Origin of the sequence: Methylobacterium variabile (assembly GCF_001043975.1) — a bacterium.
Classification (GTDB): domain Bacteria; phylum Pseudomonadota; class Alphaproteobacteria; order Rhizobiales; family Beijerinckiaceae; genus Methylobacterium; species Methylobacterium variabile.
This window is the reverse complement of sequence record NZ_LABY01000066.1, coordinates 12529-31794: the sequence shown is the minus strand read 5'-3', so window position 1 is coordinate 31794 and position 19266 is coordinate 12529. Positions and strand designations below refer to the sequence as shown.

At 72.0% G+C, this 19266-nt stretch carries 16 protein-coding genes; 8 read left to right on the top strand and 8 right to left on the bottom strand.

Features of this window, described 5'->3' with window-relative positions:
* Positions 1–222: 222 nt before the first annotated feature.
* From VQ02_RS39720 to VQ02_RS10980, 3 genes are all read left to right on the top strand, one after another.
* A complete protein-coding gene (locus VQ02_RS39720) occupies positions 223–1617 on the top strand; it encodes a hypothetical protein (protein ID WP_157080582.1) in 1395 nt (464 codons plus the stop codon).
* 78 nt (positions 1618–1695) lie between these two features.
* Complete coding sequence (locus VQ02_RS10985; RefSeq protein WP_245239689.1) at positions 1696–3474, top strand: type I secretion system permease/ATPase; 1779 nt, start codon at positions 1696–1698, stop codon at positions 3472–3474.
* A complete protein-coding gene (locus VQ02_RS10980; protein WP_048444223.1) occupies positions 3471–4778 on the top strand; it encodes an HlyD family type I secretion periplasmic adaptor subunit in 1308 nt (435 codons plus the stop codon). The genes VQ02_RS10985 and VQ02_RS10980 overlap by 4 nt, the downstream gene beginning before the upstream one ends.
* 94 nt (positions 4779–4872) lie before the next feature.
* On the opposite strand, the gene VQ02_RS10975 is transcribed toward VQ02_RS10980, so the two are convergent.
* Positions 4873–5961, bottom strand: coding sequence for a mandelate racemase/muconate lactonizing enzyme family protein (locus tag VQ02_RS10975; RefSeq protein WP_048444222.1), 1089 nt, complete (start codon positions 5959–5961; stop codon positions 4873–4875).
* A gap of 313 nt (positions 5962–6274) precedes the next feature.
* Here VQ02_RS10975 and VQ02_RS10970 point away from each other — a divergent pair, with 313 nt between their 5' ends.
* The 3 genes from VQ02_RS10970 to VQ02_RS10960 all read left to right on the top strand — a co-directional run bounded on the left by VQ02_RS10970 (position 6275) and on the right by VQ02_RS10960 (position 9697).
* A complete protein-coding gene (locus VQ02_RS10970; RefSeq protein WP_048444221.1) occupies positions 6275–7651 on the top strand; it encodes an ABC transporter substrate-binding protein in 1377 nt (458 codons plus the stop codon).
* 265 nt (positions 7652–7916) lie between these two features.
* Complete coding sequence (locus tag VQ02_RS10965; protein ID WP_048444220.1) at positions 7917–8786, top strand: carbohydrate ABC transporter permease; 870 nt, start codon at positions 7917–7919, stop codon at positions 8784–8786.
* Positions 8783–9697 (top strand): carbohydrate ABC transporter permease, encoded by a 915-nt coding sequence (locus tag VQ02_RS10960; protein ID WP_245239688.1) that lies wholly within the window; start codon positions 8783–8785, stop codon positions 9695–9697. Before VQ02_RS10965 ends, VQ02_RS10960 begins: the two co-directional genes overlap by 4 nt.
* A 31-nt stretch (positions 9698–9728) precedes the next feature.
* On the opposite strand, the gene VQ02_RS10955 is transcribed toward VQ02_RS10960, so the two are convergent.
* The 7 genes from VQ02_RS10955 to VQ02_RS10925 are packed head-to-tail and all read right to left on the bottom strand — an operon-like array spanning position 9729 to position 16270.
* Positions 9729–10631: an STM4011 family radical SAM protein gene (locus VQ02_RS10955; protein WP_048444219.1), complete on the bottom strand. Its 903-nt coding sequence runs from the start codon at positions 10629–10631 to the stop codon at positions 9729–9731.
* 2 nt (positions 10632–10633) lie between these two features.
* Positions 10634–11995: an STM4012 family radical SAM protein gene (locus VQ02_RS10950; protein WP_048444218.1), complete on the bottom strand. Its 1362-nt coding sequence runs from the start codon at positions 11993–11995 to the stop codon at positions 10634–10636.
* Positions 11992–12795 (bottom strand): STM4013/SEN3800 family hydrolase, encoded by an 804-nt coding sequence (locus VQ02_RS10945; protein WP_209437000.1) that lies wholly within the window; start codon positions 12793–12795, stop codon positions 11992–11994. Before VQ02_RS10945 ends, VQ02_RS10950 begins: the two co-directional genes overlap by 4 nt.
* Positions 12792–13955 carry an STM4014 family protein gene (locus VQ02_RS10940; RefSeq protein ID WP_048444217.1) on the bottom strand — a complete coding sequence of 388 codons (1164 nt, stop codon included), beginning with the start codon at positions 13953–13955 and terminating at the stop codon, positions 12792–12794. Before VQ02_RS10940 ends, VQ02_RS10945 begins: the two co-directional genes overlap by 4 nt.
* Positions 13952–14878 carry an STM4015 family protein gene (locus VQ02_RS10935; protein ID WP_048444216.1) on the bottom strand — a complete coding sequence of 309 codons (927 nt, stop codon included), beginning with the start codon at positions 14876–14878 and terminating at the stop codon, positions 13952–13954. The genes VQ02_RS10940 and VQ02_RS10935 overlap by 4 nt, the downstream gene beginning before the upstream one ends.
* 60 nt (positions 14879–14938) lie before the next feature.
* Positions 14939–15967: a DUF6745 domain-containing protein gene (locus VQ02_RS34720; RefSeq protein ID WP_053080327.1), complete on the bottom strand. Its 1029-nt coding sequence runs from the start codon at positions 15965–15967 to the stop codon at positions 14939–14941.
* A gap of 6 nt (positions 15968–15973) precedes the next feature.
* Entirely contained in the window at positions 15974–16270 is a 297-nt protein-coding gene (locus VQ02_RS10925; RefSeq protein ID WP_048444215.1) for a hypothetical protein, read from the bottom strand.
* 562 nt (positions 16271–16832) lie between these two features.
* Here VQ02_RS10925 and VQ02_RS10920 point away from each other — a divergent pair.
* Positions 16833–18098: a YjgN family protein gene (locus VQ02_RS10920; protein WP_048444214.1), complete on the top strand. Its 1266-nt coding sequence runs from the start codon at positions 16833–16835 to the stop codon at positions 18096–18098.
* 2 nt (positions 18099–18100) lie between these two features.
* A complete protein-coding gene (locus tag VQ02_RS10915) occupies positions 18101–19219 on the top strand; it encodes a M48 family metallopeptidase (RefSeq protein WP_245239687.1) in 1119 nt (372 codons plus the stop codon).
* Positions 19220–19266 lie beyond the last annotated feature (47 nt).

Here is a 19266-nt window from a genome sequence, read left to right as displayed (position 1 = left end):
ATGCGCGACCGGCCACGCGTGATGGATGGACAATTTGTATCGTCTCGGAGCGGGATCGGGCTCCGATGGCGAGCAACAGAGACGCATTCGCACAAAACTTATCTTTTCTTTCCGGTTGATCCGGAGAAAACTGTTTACCTAGATGGCGACCACTCGCCTTACGGTTGAAACTCGGCCGCAGACAATCTGATTTTCCCGTCGTATTTCACGGAGGGAAACATCATGATCTCATCTCTGCTGTCTGGTCTCTCGGCGCCGGTCTCGTCGGTTCTGGGAACGGTGCCTGCATTGAATCTCTCGTCATCCACGGCGCTCTCGTCCAGCGCCGCGCCGCTCTTGACTCCGGTCGTCGGCGGGTTGAACCAAGCCGTCATCGGATTGCACGCGGATCTCGAGACCTTCAGCCATCAGCATCCCGTCCTGAACGATCCCGTCCACGCCCTGACCTCGCTGGGCGAGACGGTCGGGCTCGGCCACATCGGAACGGCCGGCAACCTCGTGACCGATGCGCTCGCTCTTCCGTCCGCGGTGACGGCGGGCGAGGCGGGGGATGCCCTTCCGGCGGTCCTGCACGATGTCGGTGCCACCGCGACCGCGGCAGGCACCCTGGCGGGCGCCCTGCTCGCGGTGCCGGGCGGTGCCGGCGGGATCGGGTCGGTCACGCCCGTCCTGGGCGATCTCGGCGGCGTGGCGGCGAGCGTCGGTCACCTCGCCGACGGCGTCACCGGGTCCCTCACCGGCGCGTTGCCCGGGCAGGTCGATCCGGGTGCCGCGCTCCTCGGCCCGGGGGCCCCGCTCCAGCCCGTCGCCAACGTGGCCAACGCCGTCATCGACGGGGTGCACGGCAGCCTCGAGACCCTCGGGCACGACGTCCCGGCCCTCAACGATCCGCTCCACGCGGTGATCAATCTCGGCAACACCGTCGGGCTCGGGAACCTCGGCGAGACCAGCAACATCGTGACGGATGCGGTGAACCTGCCGGGCGCCGTGCTCGGTGGTCACGCGCCGGAGGCGGTCACCCAGGCCATCGCCGATCTCGGCCATGTCGCGGACGCGGCGGGTGGCGTCGCCGGGGCGGTGCTCGGCACCGGCGCGAGCGGGGGGGCCCTGGCGCCCGTCCTCGATACGCTCGGCGGGCTGACGGGCACGGGCACCGGCGCCAACGGGCTCGGCGACGTCGCCCAGGGCGTGATCCAGGGCCTCACCGGCACCGGCACCGGCACCGGCGGCGCGGCCGGCACGTCGGTCGTGAGCGTGACGGCCGGCCCGGAGGTGGCCGCGCCCCTCGTCGATCTGCACGTCCTCGCCCCCGCGAGCGCGACACCCCACGCGGTGCAGGTCGAGGCGATCGGCGGCCCGCCGCTCGCGGGTCTGCACCTCCTCGACGGCGACAGCATCGCGTTCCCCTCGCTGTCGGGGGCCGGCGCCGATGCCCTCGTCGGGACGCTGCACGAGACCGCGGCGTCCCTCGGCTCCCTCGTCGGCGGCGAGGCGGCGCACGGTCCTTCGGTCGATCTCGGGATCGTCGGCCTCGACATCGGCGGTCTTTCCGACGCGCCGGCCGCGGATGCGGGTCACCACGCGGCCGCCCCCGTCGCGCACCTGCTCGGCCTCTGATCGGGACGGCCTCCGCTCCGGCGGAGGCCGTCTCCCCGGCGCCGTCCTGACCAGGAGGACCAAGGATCCGTGATCGCCGTGAGCCAGGATCGCTCCGCCCGCCGCGAGGCAGAATCCCGGGAGACGGGAATCCGCGAGGCGCTCGCCGCCGCCACGGCCGCGAAGGCCGCGCTCGCCGCCACGATCGCCGTCAGCACCCTCATCAACCTGCTGATGCTGACGGCGCCGCTGTTCATGCTGCAGGTCTACGACAGGGTCCTGCCGAGCCGCAGCGTCGTCACCCTGGTCGGGCTCGCCGGGATCGCCCTGATCCTGTTCGTGATCCAGGCGGTGCTCGAGGTCCTTCGCGCCCGCATCCTGGCGCGGTTCGGCCGCCTGACCGCCGAGCGGATCGGAACGCGCCTGTTCCGGCAGGGCTTGCGCCGCGGGCTCCACCCGGCGGGAGCCGAGGAGGGCCAGCAGGCCCTGCGCGATCTCGACACCGTCCAGGGCTTCCTGGCCGGACCGGCCTTCGCGACCTTGTTCGACCTGCCCTGGATGCCGGTCTACGTCGCCGTCTGCGCGCTGTTCCACCCCTGGATCGCCGTCGCCGTCGGGCTCGGCGCGGGCCTGCTCACCCTGCTCACCCTCGTCACCGGCTGGGCCTCCGCCGGGCCGGCGCGGGACGCCGCGAGTGCGGGCGCGGCACGCCGGATCCTCGCGGCGGCGGCCTTGCGCATGGCGCCGCTCGTCACGGCCCTCGGGATGCGCGCGCGCCTCACCGCCGACTGGGCGGCCTGCGAAGCCCGCTACCTCGACGCGACCGAGCGCGCGACCGACCGGGCGATCGCCTTCAGCAGCCTCTCGCGCTTCCTGCGCACGGTCCTGCAATCCGGCGTCCTCGCCCTCGGTGCCTTCCTGGTGGTGCGCGAGGAGGCGACGGCCGGCGTGATGCTGGCGGCCACGATCCTGTCGGCGCGGGCCCTCGCCCCGATCGACATGACCATCGCCAACGGGAAGTCGATCGCCGCGGCGCGGGAGGCGTGGCGGCGCCTCGCCGCCTTCGTGCCGGCGCAGGAGCCGGCAGTGCCGACGGCGCTGCCGCTGCCCCGGGAGAGCCTTCGGGTGACCGCCCTCGGCGTTGCGGCGCCCGGTACCCACAGCCTGGTCCTGCACGATGTCAGCGTCGCGCTCTCGGCCGGCAGCGCCCTCGGGGTGATCGGCCCGAGCGGATCGGGCAAGTCGACCCTTGCCCGCGCCCTGGTGGGGATCGCGGCTCCCAGCCGCGGCGTGATCCGCCTCGACGGCGCGACCCTGGACCAGTGGGAGCCCGACGCCCTCGGCCGCGCCCTCGGCTACCTGCCGCAGGAGGCCGGCCTCCTCGAGGGCACCATCGCGCAGAACATCGCCCGGTTCGACCCAGACCCAGACCCCGAAGCCCTGCTGGCGGCCGCGAAGGCGGCGGGGGTGCACGACGTCGTGGTGCGGCTGCCGGCCGGCTACGACACCCGGCTCGGCCCCGGCGGCGCCGGCCTGTCGGGCGGGCAGGCCCAGCGCGTCGCCCTCGCCCGGGCCCTCTACGCCGACCCGTTCCTGGTGGTTCTCGACGAGCCCAACGCCAATCTCGACGCCGAGGGCGAGCGGGCGCTGACCGCCGCGATCCAGGGCGTCAGGGCCCGCGGCGGCATCGCCGTGGTGGTCGCCCATCGGCCGAGCGCGCTCGCGGCGGTCGACCGGATCCTCGTCCTGAACGAGGGCCGTGTGCAGATGCAGGGGCCGCGCGACGCGGTCCTGGCCGAGCTCGCCAAGGTCGCGCGCCCGGTCGCCCCGGCTCCGGCAGCGCCCGGCACCGACGCCGATGCGGCGAGGGCGGCATGAGCCTGCCGACCGAACCCGGCTGGAGCACGCGACGCTCCCTCGCCCGCCACGTCGCCGCTCTCGTGCTGGTTCTCGGGCTCGCCGGCGCGGCGGTGGCCTGGACCGCGGAGACGCCGCTCTCCGGCGCCGTCATCGCCACCGGGACCCTCGTGGTGGAGAGCAGCAGCAAGAAGGTGCAGCATCCGACCGGCGGCGTGGTGGCGGAGCTCCGCGCCGAGGAGGGCCGGCGGGTCGAGGCCGGCGAGCTGCTGGTCCGCCTCGACGCCACGGTGGCGAAGGCCAATCTCGACGCCGTCACCAAGAGCCTGTGGGAGCTGTCGGCCCGAAGCGCCCGCCTCGAGGCCGAGCGCGACGGGCGCGACGACCTCGCGGTTCCGGCGGACCTCGCCGAGGCGGGCCCCGTGGCGGACGCCCTGATCGCCGGCGAGCGCAGCCTGTTCCGCTTCCGCCGCGACGCCCGGGCCGGCCAGACGGCGCAGCTGCGCGAGCGCGTGCGCCAGTTGCAGGAGGAGATCGTCGGGCTGGCCGAGCAGGGCGGCGCCAAGGAGCAGGAGATCGCCATCATCGCGCGCGAATATGCCGGCGTTCAGGACCTGTGGCAGAAGAGCCTGATTCAGCTGACGCGCGTCACCAGCCTCGAGCGCGAGATGGCGCGCCTGCGCGGCGAGCGCGGCGCCCTGACGGCCAGCACCGCCCAGGCCCGGGCGAAGATCGCCGAGACCGAGCTCCAGATCCTGCAGCTCGCGCAGGACGTGCGCAGCGAGGTGAGCAAGGAGCTCGCCGAGATCCGCGCCCGCCGCGCGACCCTGACCGAGCAGCAGGTCACGGCCCGCGACCAGATCCGGCGGATCGACATCCGCGCGCCGCAGGCCGGCACCGTGCACGAGCTCGCCATCCACACCCGCGGCGGCGTGATCGCGCCGGGAGAGCCGATCATGATGATCGTGCCGACCAGCGACACCCTCGTGGCGGAGGTCCGGGTGGCGCCGCAGGACATCGACCAGATCCGTCTCGGCCAGCCGGCGGCGCTGCGCATCCCCAATTTCGACCACCGCACCACCCCCGACCTCCCCGGCACGGTGTCGCGGATCGCTGCCGACGTGACGGAGGACAAGCGCACCGGCCTGTCCTACTACCTGGTTCGCCTGACGGTGCCGAAAGACGATCTCGCCCGGCTTCACGCCGCCCGCCTGATGCCCGGGATGCCCATCGAGGCCTTCATCCGGACGAGCGACCGCACCGTGATCGGCTACCTGTCGAAGCCCCTGCTCGACCAGGCGCGCCGGGCGTTCCGGGAGAAGTGAGCGGGCGGGACGGCGGCGTGCCCCCGCGCGGGCATCGGGCCTCAGCGCCATGCCTCCCAGGGTGCTATGCTGCACCCTGGAAGGGCGACGGCATTCAGGCGCGGATCGAGTCGAGACCCTTCCAGTCGAACGCGATGCCGTGGCCGGGCCGGTCGGGCGCCACCGCGAACCCCTCCTCGATCGTGAGCGGCTCGGCGATGTAGCGGTCGAGGCCGAAGCCGTGGGCCTCCAGGTAGGAGCGGTTCGGTACCGCTGCGAGCATGTGCACCGTGACGTCGTGCGCCCCGTGGGAGGTGACCGGCAGGTTGAAGGCCTCGGCCAGGTGCGCGATCTTCATGAAAGGGGTCACGCCGCCGCAATTCGTCACGTCGGGCTCCGGGAAGGTGACGCCGCCCGCCGAGATCAGCTGCTTGAAGTCCCACAACGTGCGCAGGTTCTCGCCGGCGGCGATCGGCAGGCCGCCCTCGCGCACGACGCGGGCCTGACCGGCGACGTCGTCGGGAATGAGGGGCTCCTCCAGCCACGTCAGATCGAAGGGCTGGAAGGCCCGCGCGGCGCGGATCGCCTCGTCCGCGGTCCACCGCATGTTGGCGTCCACCATGAGCGGGAAGCCCTCGCCGAGGTGCTCCCGCATCGCCTTGACGCGCTCGACGTCCTCGGAGAGCCGCTTGCGGCCCACCTTCATCTTGATGGCGCGAAACCCCTTCTCGAGATTGTCGTCGGTCTGCCGGAGCAGCTTGTCGAGCGGCAGGGCGAGGTCGATGCCGCCGGCGTAGCAGGGGACGCGCGGGTCGTTGCCGCCGAGCAGGGCCCAGAGCGGCTGGCCCAGGCGCCTGGCCTTCAGATCCCACAGTGCCATGTCCACGGCCGACTGGGCGAGGACCGTGGGCCCGCCGCGGCCGCCGTAATGCTGACCCCACCAGAGTCTCTGCCAGAGGTGCTCGATCCGGTCGGCATCCTGCCCGACGATCTGCTCGGGCACGTCGCGCCGGAGGATCGCGTCGATGGCCGCGCCGTTCCGGCCGCAGGTGTAGGTGTAGCCGACCCCCTCGGCCCCGTCCGCGTCGCGCAAGGCGACGGTGTTGAGCTCGAAGGCCAGCATGTCGCCGTGCATGCTGTCGCTGAGCGCGACCTCCAGGGGCACGCGATAGTAGCCGGATTCCAGCGAAACGATGCGCGGCATGGCACTCCTCCCGATTTTGCAGCTCTGCGGCTGCGCCTTGATAGGTCAGCTTCGTGTTAGAGTCTCTGTGTGCTGTCTTGCGGCCAGCCCGTCAAGTTATATTGTTAATGTATTATTAAAATACACGAATTTCATTTTGGCGAGCGCGCTCATGATATGCGCAATATTCGCGGTCGGCTTACCCTGTTGCGCGCAACCGGTTGTCGCGTGACCGGCGCTGGATGGCGACTTTCGCCGAATTGCTTCGGGCGTCGTCCCGTGCTGATATACCAGACAGTCGCCCGATCAACGAGGCGGATGGGAGGAAGGTCCGATGAGGCGAGGCATCGCGGGGGTGTTGTCCCTGGGAGCGTGGGTGCTGGCCGCGATGCCGGCCATGGCGCAGGATAAGACGCTCACCGTCTGGTTCAGCAAGGGCTTCTACCGGTCCGAGGACGAGTCGCTCTGGGCGACCATCAAGAAGTTCGAGCAGAAGACGGGCATCAAGGTCGAGCTGTCGCAATACGCGATCCAGGACATGATCCCGAAGACGGTCGCGGCGCTCGATTCGGGTTCGCCGCCGGATGTCGGCTACTCCGACACCTACAACAACCAGGCGGCCGGCAAGTGGGCCTTCGAGGGCAAGCTCGAGGACCTCACCGACATCCTGCAGCCGATGATGTCGCGCTTCGCGCCCCAGACCGTCGAGCACGTGCTGCTCATGAACGGCCAGACGCAGAAGAAGGCGTATTACGGCTTCCCGCTGAAGCGCCAGACGCTCCACACCGAGACCTGGGGCGACATGCTCGAGAAGGCCGGCTTCAAGCCGAGCGACGTGCCGACCAAGTGGGCCGATTACTGGGCGTTCTGGTGCGACAAGGTCCAGCCGGCCTACCGCAAGGCGTCCGGCACCCGCACCTACGGCATCGGCGCGCCGATGGGCGTCGAATCGACCGACAGCTTCCAGTCCTTCTACGCCTTCATGGACGCCTACGACGCCAAGCTCGTCGATAGCGACGGCAAGCTCACCGTCGACGACCCGAAGACGCGCGAGGGCGTGGTCAAGGCGCTGAAGGACTACACCGACCCCTACGTGAAGGGCTGCGTGCCGCCGTCGGCGACGACCTGGAAGGACCCCGACAACAACGTCGCCTTCCACAACCGCACCACGGTGATGACGCACAACTTCACCATCTCGATCGCCGCGAAGTGGTACGAGGACAGCGTCAACCCGAACAACACGCCCGAGCAGCGCGAGGCCTCGAAGAAGGCCTACGAGGAGACGATCATCACCGCGCCGTTCCCGAACCGGCCGGACGGCAAGCCGATGACCTACCGCGCCGACGTCAAGCAGGGCGTCGTCTTCTCCGGCGCCAAGAACAAGGCGGCGGCCAAGGAGTTCGTGAAGTTCATCATGGAGGAGGACAACCTCCGTCCCTACGTCGAGGGCGCGATCGGCCGCTGGTTCCCGGTCACGAAGGAGTCGATCGAGAGCCCGTTCTGGCAGGCCGACAAGCACCGCAAGGCGGTCTACAACCAGTTCAAGTCGGGCACCGAGCCGTTCGACTACGTGAAGAACTACAAGTTCACGCTGGTCAACAACGAGAACGTCTTCGCCAAGGCGATGAACCGGGTGGTGAGCGAGAAGGTCCCGGTCGAGAAGGCGGCCGACGAGATGCTCGCCCGCATCAAGCAGATCGCCGCGCCGTAACGGGCCCGAGCGCCGCAAGGCCGAGGCAACGAGGCTGAGCGTCGGCCGCCGACCCCGCTCGACCGGGTCGGCGGCCAGCCCGACGCGACAACACGAGGATAGGCGGAATTGCGCGAGGCCAGTCTGTCGGGAGCGGGATCCGATCGCATCGTCGTCGGATCCCGCTCTCGGTTTTTGAGTACAGGGCGTGTCCTGTCCCGATCCGGCGGGACACGCTCCATCCGGTGCCGCCTGCCCGCGGCGGATCCTCATAGGGAGACCGATCATGTCCGCAACGGTCGCTGAGGCCGCGCCGGCACCCACGGCGCAGTCCTTCCGCCTCAGTTCGTGGCAGGCCTGGGGCGTGATCCTGATCGCGCCCTACCTGCTCGTGTTCCTGTTCTTCGTCATCTACCCGATCGGCTACGGGCTCTGGCTCGCCCGCAGCCCGGAGAGCTACACCCACCTCGCCGCCGACCCGATCTTCGCGCGCGCCGTCGTCAACACGCTGATCTTCCTGATCGTCGGCATCAACGTGAAGATGGCGATCGCGCTCCTCCTGTCGGGCTTCTTCACCAACGAGCGGCGCTGGATCCGCTGGCTGTCCGTCCTGTTCATCCTGCCCTGGGCGGTGCCGTCGATCCCGACGATCCTGTCCGTCCGGTTCATGCTGAACCCCGAATGGGGCATCGTGAACCAGACCATCTTCCGGCTCACCGGCGACGACGGCCCGAACTGGCTCAACGATCCCTCGCTCGCGCTGGCGCTCGCCATCGGGGTCCATATCTGGAAGTCGCTGCCGTTCTGGACGCTGATCCTGCTTGCCGGGCGGCTCGCCATCTCGGCCGACCTCTACGAGGCGGCTTCCGTCGACGGCGCGACGAAGTGGCAGAAGTTCCTGCACGTCACCTGGCCGTCGATGCGGATGCTGTACGTCACGTGCACGATCCTCTCGATGATCTGGACGCTGGGCGACTTCAACTCCGTCTACCTGCTCACCGGCGGCGGTCCCGCGGACCTGACCCACGTGCTCGCGACCCTGGGCATCCGGTATCTCCGGCTCGATCAGGTCGACCACTCGATGGCGGCGGTCGTCTGCGCGATGCCCTTCGTCCTGCCCCTCGTCTACGTGCTGATGAAGAGGCTCTCGAAATGAGCACGACCACCGCCCGTGCGTCGCTCGCCGCGACGCCCTCTCCCGAGGAGCGCTCCGCTGCCCGCACCAACTGGCTGAGAGCGGCCGGCACGGAAGCCAAGCTCCTCCTCATCGGCATCCCGGTCCTGCTCTGGACCGTGATCCCGATCTATCACCTCGTCCTGTTCGCGATCTCGCCGAAGCAGGACGCGATGTCGGGCGCGCTGTTCCCGGCCCACCCGACCCTCCAGAACTTCAAGATCGTCTTCGGGCAGAACCACTACTTCCTGTCGAACTTCTGGCAGCAGTTCTGGAACTCGGCGGTCATCGCCTTCGCGACCGGCGTGCTGACGCTCCTGATCGCCACCGCGGCGGCCTTCGCGATCAGCCGCCTGAAGGTGAAGGGCGGCCGAACCGTGATGAACATGGCGCTGTTCACCTACTTCATCCCGGCGGCGTTCCTGGCCGTGCCGATGTACAAGACGATGGGGGCCTACGGGCTGCTCAACTCGAAGTGGGCGCTGATCCTCGCGATGGTGACGATCGCGAGCCCCTACGCGATCTGGGTCCTGAAGCAGGCCTCCGACAAGCTGCCGGTGGAGCTCGACGAGGCGGCGATCATGGACGGCGCCTCGCCGCCCCAGCTCTTCCGCTTCGTCTACCTGCCGCTGATGGTCCCCTCGCTCGTCGCGATCGGCGTCTACGCGCTCCTGCTCGCCTGGAACGAGTACCTGTTCGCGTTCCTGCTTCTGTCCCGCGACACGGACGTGACCCTGCCGGTCGCGCTCGGCAGCTTCCTGGCGGCCGACGACTCGCCGTGGGAGCTGCTCATGACGACGGGGCTGATCTACGCCCTGCCGCCCGCGGCGATCTACTACGTGTTCAAGCGCTACATGGTCGGCGGGCTCACGGCCGGCGCGGTCAAGAGCTGATGATCGCCAGGGCGAGGGTGCGGCCGCGCCCTCACCCCGGCGCGCCGGTGCCGGATGCCGCCCCGGCGCCAAAGGGCGGCGGCAGCGCCCGCTCGAGCAGCCCCGCGCCGAACAGGCCGCGAAAGCCCAGATGCGGCATGTGGGCGTAGCCGATGTGGCAGCGGCACTGGGCGAGCGGGCAGGGCCGCGGCGTCAGCGCGTCGTCGAAGTCCGGGTCGTAGAGGTTGCCGAGCCGGGCCGGGACGACGTGGCAGCGGCGGACCTCGCCGTCGCCGTCGACGCTGACCACGCTCTCCCCGGTGGCGCAGGCCCGGCCGCGGCTGCGGATCCCGGCCCGGTTGATGTCGAACAGCGGATCGATCGACCGGATGAGCGCGAGGTCGTCCGGCCCGTAATGGTTCGGCCCCTCGTCCCGGTAGGCATTGACCCAGAGGTAGATCTCGGGACGCAGCGCCCGGCGGAGCGCGGCGAGGGCCGGGAGATGCTCGCGCTTGCCCACGATCCCGACGCTGTAGCCGATGCCCCGCGCGTCGAGGTCGGCGCAGCGGCCGAGGAACCGGTCGAGCGGCGTCTCGCCCGGATGGAAGGTGCACCAGAAGGCGATGCGGTCCGGGTCGCACTCCGCGAGCCAGCCGGTCGGCCAGGACAGGTTCGTCTGCGCGGCCACCCGCCGGACGTGGGGCATCCGGCTCAAGGACGCCATCGCGGCCCGGTAGGCGGGGCGGATCAGGGCCTCGCCCCAGGGCGTGAACAGGATGCCGAGGGTGCGCCGGGTCTGGCCGCCCGCCCAGTCGACGAATCGGGCGAGCTGGTCGGCGTCGCGCCGCAGGGTCTCGCGACTGTCGCGCCGCTTGGCGAAGGGGCAGTACGGGCAGGCGTAGTTGCAGCTCGCGAGCGGCCCCCGGTACAGGATGTCGAGATGGGCGCGGGCCATGGTCACCGCAGCGCGAAGGCGCGCATCCGCTCGCGCACGCCCGCCGTCTGGAGCCAGGGCCCGATCGCGTCCGAGCGCTCGAGGCCGCCCTCGGTCAGGGCGAGGCGCTCCGCGTCGAGCGTCGCGAGCCCCGCCGCAGCGAGGTCCGCGAGGTCCGGCAGGTCGTCGAGGAGCGGCGCGCCGAAGCGGTCCGCGTAGGCCCGCAGCGGCAGGCCGGCGGCCTGGAGCAGGTGCATCAGCACGAAGCGCCGCCGCCGGTCCTCGGCGTCGAGCCACACCCCGTAATCGGCGCGGGCGTGCCGCGAGGCGTCGCGGGCGACGTAGTCGGCGACGATCTCGGCGACGCCGCGCTGCCCCACGGCGAACGGTGTCGAGTAGTGCAGGTCGCCGGCATAGGAGCGCGCGCCGGCGCCCAACCCGACCATGCCGTCGCGGGCGCAGTCATAGGCCGGCCCCCACGCCGCCTCCGGCGCGCGCCTGAACATCCGCATCGAGATCTGGGCATAGCCCGCCGCACGCAGCCGGTCGCGGGCCGCGCGGTAGATCGCGAGGCGCCGGCGGTCCCAAGTGCGGTCGTCCTCGGCGCGGTCATCCTCGACGGCGCCCCCGCGCCGGCCGAGCCCGGTCAGCGGCCGGACGTAGAGGGGATAGAGAAAGATCTCCTCCGGGGCCCAAGCGAGCGCCGCCTCGACGGAATCGAGGAAGCTCGCCGGCGTCTGCCCGGCGGCGCCGTAGATCAGGTCGATGTTGAGGACCGGGACGCCGGCGTCGCGGATCGCCCCGAGGGCCGCTTCGACGGTCCGGCGCGCCTGCGGCCGGCCCATCGCCCGCACCTCGTCGTCGCGGAAGGACTCGACCCCGATGCTGACGCGCTCCACCCCGTGCGCTCGCAGTACGGCGAGGCGCTCCGGCGTGGTGGTGCCGGGGGCGGTCTCGACCGAGGCCGGAACGGTGCTGGGCGTGGCTCCGAACGTCTCGCCGAGGCCGCCGAGCAGCCGGTCGAGGGCGGCGGCCTCGAGGAAGGTCGGGGTGCCGCCGCCGAGCGCCATGCGGGCGACCCGGAACCGGCCGAGGCTCGCGGCCACGGTCTCGGCCTGGAGCCGCAGGGCGTCGAGGTAGGGGCCGACCTGCCCCTCCCCCCGGGTCAGGGTGAACAGGTTGCAGAAGCCGCAGCGCATCGCGCAGAACGGCACGTGCGCGTAGAGGAACAGGCCGTCCTTCGGTTCCTCCGCCCAGGCCTCGCTCAAGGGCACCGGCCGGGCGAGCGGCCGGTAGGCGGTCTTGTGCGGGTAGGCGTACTGGTAGCCGCCATAGACGGTTCCGGCGAGGATCGCCGCGGCGCCAGTCCTCGTGCCAGTGGTCATGCCGCCTCCAGGATGAACTCGGCGTAGGGCACGTCCCAGACGGTGGGGTGCGCGAGGCGGTGGCCGCGATAGCCGTCCTCGCCGAAGGCGGTCCCGTGGTCCGCGCAGAGGATGCAGAGGGCCGGGCCGCGCCGGCTCAGCGCCGCGAAGAGCGGGGCCAGGGCGCCGTCGGCGTGAGCGAGGGCGGCGCCTTGCGTCTCCGCGCTCTCCCGGGTCGCGCCCGGCAGGTAGGCCAGGGTCGGGTGGTGGGTCGCCGAGACGTTGATGAACTGAAAGAGACGCTTCTCCGGGTCGAGGGCCGCGATCCGCTCCACCGCGGCGCCGACCTGCGCGGCGGTCGAGTCCCGCGCCTGCACGCCGAAGCTGGCGCGCCAGTGGCTCTCGGCGAACAGGCCCGGCAGGACGCGGCCGAGGGGGGTCCGCTTGTTGAAGAAGCCGACGCCGCCAATGCAGAGGGTGTGGTAGCCGTGGGCGGCGAGCCCCGAGACGATGTCGGGCGCGTCGAACAGGGCGGTGTCCGGCCCCGTCGTGCGGCTGCCCTCGAAGCGCAGCGCGAAGTGGCGGTGATGCGGGCCGGGCGTCGCCGGGGTCGGCAGGAAGCCGGCGAAGATCGCCTGGTGCGCCGCGAAGGTGAAGCTGCCCGGCGCGTGGCGGCGCTCCCAGCCCTCCGCCGGCAGCAGGCGCGCCAGGTTCGGCGTCCGGCCCGCCGCGAGAGCGGCGCAGGCCACGTCGTAGCGCAGCGAATCGAGCGTCACGAGCAGGATGTCGTGCGAGCCCAGGAGCGCGGCGGCCCGGATCACGCGGCGAGCCTCGAGGCGCGGCGGGCGGCGATCCAGGCGGGCAGGCGCGCGACCTGGCATTCGTAGGGATCGAGCCCCTCGTGCCGGACGCGCCGGATCAGGTCGCCGAAGGCGTTCGCCTCGAAGAAGACGTGGCGGCGGAAGCCCACTGTCAGCGCCACGTCGAAGGCGACGTGGAGGTTGTGCGGGAGCGTCGCGGCGAAGCGGCGGCAATCCGCCATCATGGCCTCCCAGGTGGCGGGCGGCGCGAGCCTCCGCAGGAGATCGGCGTCGGCCCGGCATCCGCCGAGATCGAGGTTGGTGATCGGGCCGGCGGCCAGGCGCAGGACCGCGTGGGCGGGCTCGCCCGCCACGACCAGCACGCGCAGGTCGCAGGGGCGCCCCTCGATCGCCGCTTTCGGCACCCACTGCTCGACATGCGCGTCCTGCGCCAGGATCGCGTCGACGAGCGCGACGGCCTCGGCGCCGCGGTGGCGCCGCAGCCGGTGGGTGTGGTGGAGCGTCCCGCATCCCTCGCCCGGCACGTGCTCGGCCGAGGAGAGCGCCACGATCTCCCCGCGCGCGACCGCGAGGGCGGCGATGCCGGCGGCCCCCGAGCCGTAGCGCGGCTTGACGAAGACGCGGGAGAGCCCGGCCGCGCGCATCTCGTCCAGGAGCGTTGCGAAGGACCCGGCCGGCGGCAGCGCCCGCGGCACCGGCAGACCCGCCTCCGCCATGGCGGTGTGGCAGGCGCGCTTGTCGTAGAGCCGCGCGACCGCCTCCGCATCGTGGGTCGCGACGATCCCGGGCGGCACGGTCCGGTGAGCCAGCCCGATCGCCGCCGCCAGCCCGCGCTGGAGCGCGCGGTCGGGGCGCAGCCGCGTCGGGGGATCGGGCTCGTCTTCGGGCGCCTCCACCGCACCAGCGAGGCGCACCAGCGCCCGGCGGATGCGCGGGTCGCCGCCGGGCGACTCGAGGCGCAGCAGGCCGCGCCCCTCCGGATACAGGGCGGCGAGGCGCTCCGGCGCCTCGGCGAAACGGGCGTAGTCGAGGACGCGGGCAGGCGGCAGCCCGGCCCGGACCAGGGCCGCACCGAAACCCTCCGCGCGCTCGTCGTCCGCGGCCCCGAGGATGACGCAAGGGGTGAGCGGGGAGCCGGCCGGCCCGGCGTCGCGCGTCATTCCGAGACGGCGATGCTGCGGTAGATCTCGCCGCCGTACTCCTCCTCGTCCTGCTGCTCGGAGAGGTCGACGGCCGGCCCGAGCCGCTCGAGCCGCGCCATCATCGCGTCGGTGAGGAAGTGGTGGTGCAGGTCGAGCCGCGACAGCTTCGCGACCGCGGGCGAGGCCAGCAGCGCCTCGGCTCCCGCATCGGAGAGGTTGCCGAGCGAGAGGTCGAGGGTCGCGATCCGCTCCAGGAGCGGCGCCTCGGCGACCGCGGCCGCGAGGGCGTCGGCGTAGTCGCAGTCGCGCAGGGCCAGGGTGTTGAGCTTCGGAAACAGCCGGCCGGCGAAGAGGTCGGCGAAGTCGTCCGGCGTGCTGTCGCCGCCGTAATTATCCGTCCCGAGCCAGAGCTCGAGATGGCGCAGCTCCGGCGCCCCGGCCGCCAGGGCATCCTGCACCGCCCGGCGCGGCAGGCCGCCCGATTCGAGGATCAGCGTGGTCAGGCGCGGCGCCTCGAACCGGCCGAGCGCCAGGTCGTTGCCGCCGCGCACCTGCAGGTGCTCCAGGTTCGGGAAGGCCGGCCACAGCGCCGAGAGGTCGCTCTGGTTGATCCAGGAGATCTCGTTCTCCTCCGAGACGATGTCGCCGAGGAAGAGCGCGCGCAGGTCCGGGAAGCGCTCGGCGTAGGAGACCAGCGCCTCGACCACCTCCTGGGACGACGCTTCCGAAGCGTCGCCCTGCCAGGCGCCGACGACGAGGGCGTCCGTCGCCTCGGCCCCGGGCAGCGCCGCGTAGGCGGCGAGCAGCATCGGCACGGTGTCCTGCGAATCGTAGTCGATCCGGAAGCGCGGCACCGTGCGGGCGAAGTCCCACGCCTCCATCCCGCTCTGGAAGTCCTCGACCGGCTTGCCGAAGAAGGTCGTCAGGGTGTCGTAGGGCATGGTCCCGGCTCCTCAGGCTGGCGGCGGTGGCGTCGGCGGGTGCTGTCGGATCGCGGGGGTTCAGGTCTCGACCAGCGGCGCGTAGTCGGCCGGGTCGTCGAAGCCCGCCGTCCAGGCCACGGCCTGATGGCAGGTCGTCATGGTCGGCGGCACGCGCAGGAAGTAGCGCCGCCCCGTCGAGGGGCAGCCGACCGAGACGCAGACCAGGGGCTCGTCCCCGTCGAGCTCGACCCGCAGGAGCTGGCGCGGGCCGCCGGGGTCGTGGTCCGCGTCGAGCTCCACCGCCTCGGCCGCCGCCATGAAGGCCTCGAAGCCGAAGCGCTCGAGCATCACCCGCCGCCGCTCGGCGTTGCGCTCGCCCAGGATCTCGGCGACGCCGAGCTCGTGCGGCCGGAAGGCGATGCGGTCATCCACCGGCACGCCGCGCCAGCGCAGGCCCACCCCGGCCAGGTGGTCCGGGAGCGCCGCGAGGCCGGAGCCGGCGACGTCGATCCAGGAGGTGACGCGAAAATCCTCGGGAATGTGGTCGATGCGGCCGCAGCCGGCGATGTCGAGCTGGGCGACGCAGCCCCGCGACGGCAGGGCGTCGATCAGGGCGCAATCCCGCAGGTTGAGCCGGCCGCCGCGCAGGGTCAGGTCGTCGGGCAGCCGCGCCAGGGCGGTGCAGCCCTCGAGGTCGAGGAAGGCCGGCGACAGGCCCGGCGACAGGCTCTCGAGGGCGAGGCAGTCGCGCAGGTCGACGATGCCGGCGCGCAAGTCCGCCGGCAGGGCCTTCAGCCGCTGGCAGGCGCGGGCGGAGAGGCGGTAGTCGATCCGGACGCCGTCCGCGATGCGGGCCACGGCGGAGCCGTCGAGCACCAGCTCGCGGCAGCGCAGGCCGCCGCCGACCTCCTCCAGCCGGCTATCGGGTGCCCGGAGCCGGTGGCAGACGAGGCCCTCCGGCAGCGTGCGGGCGGCCTCGTTGCCCGGCATGTCGAGTTGGTCGAGCACCAGGCCGGCCTCCGCGTCCGCGAGGCTCTCGTGGGGGCGCAGGACGCGCCGGGCGGGCTCGCGCCGCGCGGGGGCGGCGGGGTTCCGTCGCGGGCTCACCGGCGCTCAGTCCTGCACGGTCACGATGCGGGTGGGGGTGTACTCGCGCTGCCGCCAGACCCGGTAGAAGCCGCGCGCGAGGATGATCGTGCCGTGCTCGTCGTGGACGACGCGGGCCTGGTCACCCTGCACGTCGAGGTAGAAGCAGCCGTCGCCGGCGAACAGGGCGGCGGGATCGGCGACCCGGTGGCTGTGACCGGTCACCTCGCCGTGGGCGAGCACGGTGTGCGGCAGCGGCCGGCCGGCCACCTCCGGCGGGAGCGCGGGGATTTCGCGAATGAAGATATCACCCTGACGCCACATCGGATCATCCACTCCTGCGTGAGATCAACGGCTCGATCGACGATCTGTAGTCGGCTGATGACCGTAGTCATCGTTCGGTGACGGCCGCGCGTCGCCCCGGGAGGTCGAGCCTCGACATTGGGGACAACCGGAAATACTCTGCGGCGCGGACGCTAGCCCAGGGATCGACCGTTGGTCAACCGCGGCCGGCCGCGGGAGCGAGCCCGGCTCCCATCCGCCGGACGACCGCCCGCCCGTGAGAGCGGCGGCTCCGACGCCGGAGAGTTCCGCGGCGCGATCCGACCGGATCGCCTGCTGCTCCACGGCATCCTGCGCCGGTCTGACGCAGGGAAACAAGAGACGAATTGCCGGTATCGACGATTGTACCGGCCGAGACTGGCTTTGCTTCCCGATGATCAGAGATCGCCGTCGTCGTAGCGATGGCAGAATACGCGCGATGATCGATCAAGAGCCGCCCATCGACAGGCCATCTGGCGCATCGAGCCTCGTGAGACCTCTGGATTATCGCTGCGGGCGTGGATAGGATCACCCCACGGAGCAATCGCACAGGATGACCGGATCGATGGATGTCGAGACAGGCCGCCGCGCACCGCACGACGCCGCCGTGACTTTCGACCCGCGGCTGAACGGCCTGACCTGGCTGGCGCTGAAGGGGGCTCTCCTCTCGCTGGTGACCTTCGGCATCTACCGGTTCTGGTACGTCACCGACATCCGGCGCTTCTTCTGGAGCCGCACCGCCGTCGACGGATCGCCCGCCGAGTACACCGGCACCGGCAAGGAGCTCTTCCTCGGCTTCCTGGTGGCGCTCGCGATCCTAGTGCCGGTCTATCTCGGCCTGTTCGCGCTCTCCTTCGCGGCGCCCGCCCTCGCGCCGTTCTCGGTCGTGATCTCCTTCGTGACCCTGTTCCTGCTCGGCCAGTACGCGATCTATCGCGGGCGCCGCTACCGGGCGATGCGCACGCTCTGGCGCGGCATCCGGCTCGGGCAGGACGGCTCCGGCCTCGCCTACGCGGCCCGGGCGGGGGCCTGGTGGCTGCTCGTGTTCCTGACCTTCGGGGTCGCCTTCCCGTTCATGCGGGCGAGCCTGGAGCGCTACCGCATCAACCACACCCTCGTCGGCACGAGCCGGATGACCTCGACCGCGCGCGGGCGCAGCGTGCTGGGGCCGTGGCTGCTGTTCTACGTCGTCGCGCTGGGGCCGCTGATCTGGCTCGGCCTCGCCCTCCTGGCCGCGGCGGACTTCTCGCTGCCCACGGACCTCCTGGTGCCGAGGCCGGGCGGCAAGCCGGGCGAGACGATCCTCAACCCGGCCTATGCGGGCTCCAACATCGGCCTCATCGCGAACACGCTTCTCTTCGCCACCGCGGTCTGCATTCCGGCGGCGCTGCTGCTGATCCCGTTCTACCGCGCCCGCGAGACCCGCGCCTTCATGCGGGCGGCGCGGCTCGGCGGCGTGCGCCTCGCCTCGAGCCTGCGCGCCCGCGACTTCTACTGGCCCTACATCGTCTACGGGCTATCCCTCCTCGGCATCTTCCTCGCCCTCGGCTTCGTGACCGGGGTCATGGTCTTCGCGGCGCAGAATGCGGGCGTCTCGGTGATCCACTGGATCGTCATCCTCGCCTACCTGGTCGGGCTGCCCCTGTTCGCGGTGCTCTACGTCCGCCTGGTGCAGGCCCGGCTCTGGGCGGCGGTCGCGACGAGCACCGTCGTCGTCAACCCGGAGGAACTCGCGGCGGTGCTGGCCTCGTCGCGGGGCGCCGGCAGCGGCCTGCAGGAAGGCCTCGCCGATGCGCTCGACGTCGGCGGTGCGCTCCAGATCGGCCTCTGATCGTGACGTCGACGATTCCGCCGGGCGCGGACGCGCCTCCGGTCGAGGCCGCCGGGCGCTACTTCAACGGCGCCAGCGCGCGGCCGCACCAGGTATGCCTGCGCCTCGACGGGCGATTCCGGGTCACGGGCCCCGGCGTGGCGAGGGACTGGAACCCGCTCGACCTCCGGGCCGCCGATTCGATGCCGCCGCTGATGCGGGTCGGCCCGGCGCACGAGCCGGAGCGGGTCGAGTTCTCGGACGACGCCCTCGCCGCGGCCCTCGCGGCGCGCTGCCCGGACCTGCACCGGCGCGACGAGGCGGGCGGCGTCCTGCGCCTCGTGCTCTGGTCCGTCGCCGCCGGGCTCTCGGTCCTTCTCGTGGCGATCCTCGGCGTTCCGCACCTCGCGCGGCTGCTCGTGCCGCTCGTGCCGGAGACCGTGGAGGCGCGCCTGGGCGCCACGGTCGAGCCGCAGGTGCTGCGCCTCCTGGGCAGCCCCCCGGCCTGCACGGAGGCGTCCGGGCGCGCAGCTCTCGCGCGCCTCGTCGCCCGCCTCGCCGCGGCGGGACAGGCGGACGGAGCGTCGCCGTCGGACCTGGCGGTGAGCGTGCGCCGCCAGGGGACGGCCAACGCCTTCGCGCTCCCGGGCGCCCGGGTGATCCTCCTCTCGGGCCTGATCGAACGGGCGAAGGCGCCGGACGAGGTCGCGGCAGTGCTCGCCCACGAGCTCGGCCACGTCAGCGCGCGCGACCCGACCCGGTCCCTGATCCGGGCCTCCGGCACCTCGTTCCTGCTCAGCCTCATCCTCGGCGACCTCACCGGCTCGACGATGATCGTGGCCATCGGCCAGGCGCTGCTGTCGGCGGGCTACAGCCGCGAGGCGGAGCGGGCGGCCGACGCCCACGCGGTCGGCCTGATGGCGCGCGCCGGCGGCAACGGCGCCGCGCTCGCCGACGTCCTCGAGCGCATCTCCTCCGATGACGACCGGCGCGGGACCCTCGACCTCCTGCGCACCCACCCGCTCACCGCCGAGCGCGCCGCCGCGATCCGCGCGCTGGCCGGTCCGGAGGCGCCCGGGCGTCAGATCCTGTCGGCGGAGGACTGGGCCGCCCTGAAGGGCATCTGCGGCCCGTCACCGTGACGCGGAAGGCCGCGGCTGGCGATGAGGACTGGCCCTCGGCGCGCCGC

What these genes read in the sequence shown, in the direction of transcription:
- VQ02_RS10960 (WP_245239688.1), top strand. Translation starts at nt 8,783, where the DNA reads ATGAGCACGACCACCGCCCGTGCGTCGCTCGCCGCGACGCCCTCTCCC.
- VQ02_RS10980 (WP_048444223.1), top strand. Translation starts at nt 3,471, where the DNA reads ATGAGCCTGCCGACCGAACCCGGCTGGAGCACGCGACGCTCCCTCGCC.
- VQ02_RS10975 (WP_048444222.1), bottom strand. Translation starts at nt 5,961, where the DNA reads ATGCCGCGCATCGTTTCGCTGGAATCCGGCTACTATCGCGTGCCCCTG.
- VQ02_RS10940 (WP_048444217.1), bottom strand. Translation starts at nt 13,955, where the DNA reads ATGACGCGCGACGCCGGGCCGGCCGGCTCCCCGCTCACCCCTTGCGTC.
- VQ02_RS10965 (WP_048444220.1), top strand. Translation starts at nt 7,917, where the DNA reads ATGTCCGCAACGGTCGCTGAGGCCGCGCCGGCACCCACGGCGCAGTCC.
- VQ02_RS10955 (WP_048444219.1), bottom strand. Translation starts at nt 10,631, where the DNA reads ATGGCCCGCGCCCATCTCGACATCCTGTACCGGGGGCCGCTCGCGAGC.
- VQ02_RS10935 (WP_048444216.1), bottom strand. Translation starts at nt 14,878, where the DNA reads ATGCCCTACGACACCCTGACGACCTTCTTCGGCAAGCCGGTCGAGGAC.
- VQ02_RS10925 (WP_048444215.1), bottom strand. Translation starts at nt 16,270, where the DNA reads ATGTGGCGTCAGGGTGATATCTTCATTCGCGAAATCCCCGCGCTCCCG.
- VQ02_RS10970 (WP_048444221.1), top strand. Translation starts at nt 6,275, where the DNA reads ATGAGGCGAGGCATCGCGGGGGTGTTGTCCCTGGGAGCGTGGGTGCTG.
- VQ02_RS10920 (WP_048444214.1), top strand. Translation starts at nt 16,833, where the DNA reads ATGGATGTCGAGACAGGCCGCCGCGCACCGCACGACGCCGCCGTGACT.
- VQ02_RS39720 (WP_157080582.1), top strand. Translation starts at nt 223, where the DNA reads ATGATCTCATCTCTGCTGTCTGGTCTCTCGGCGCCGGTCTCGTCGGTT.
- VQ02_RS10950 (WP_048444218.1), bottom strand. Translation starts at nt 11,995, where the DNA reads ATGACCACTGGCACGAGGACTGGCGCCGCGGCGATCCTCGCCGGAACC.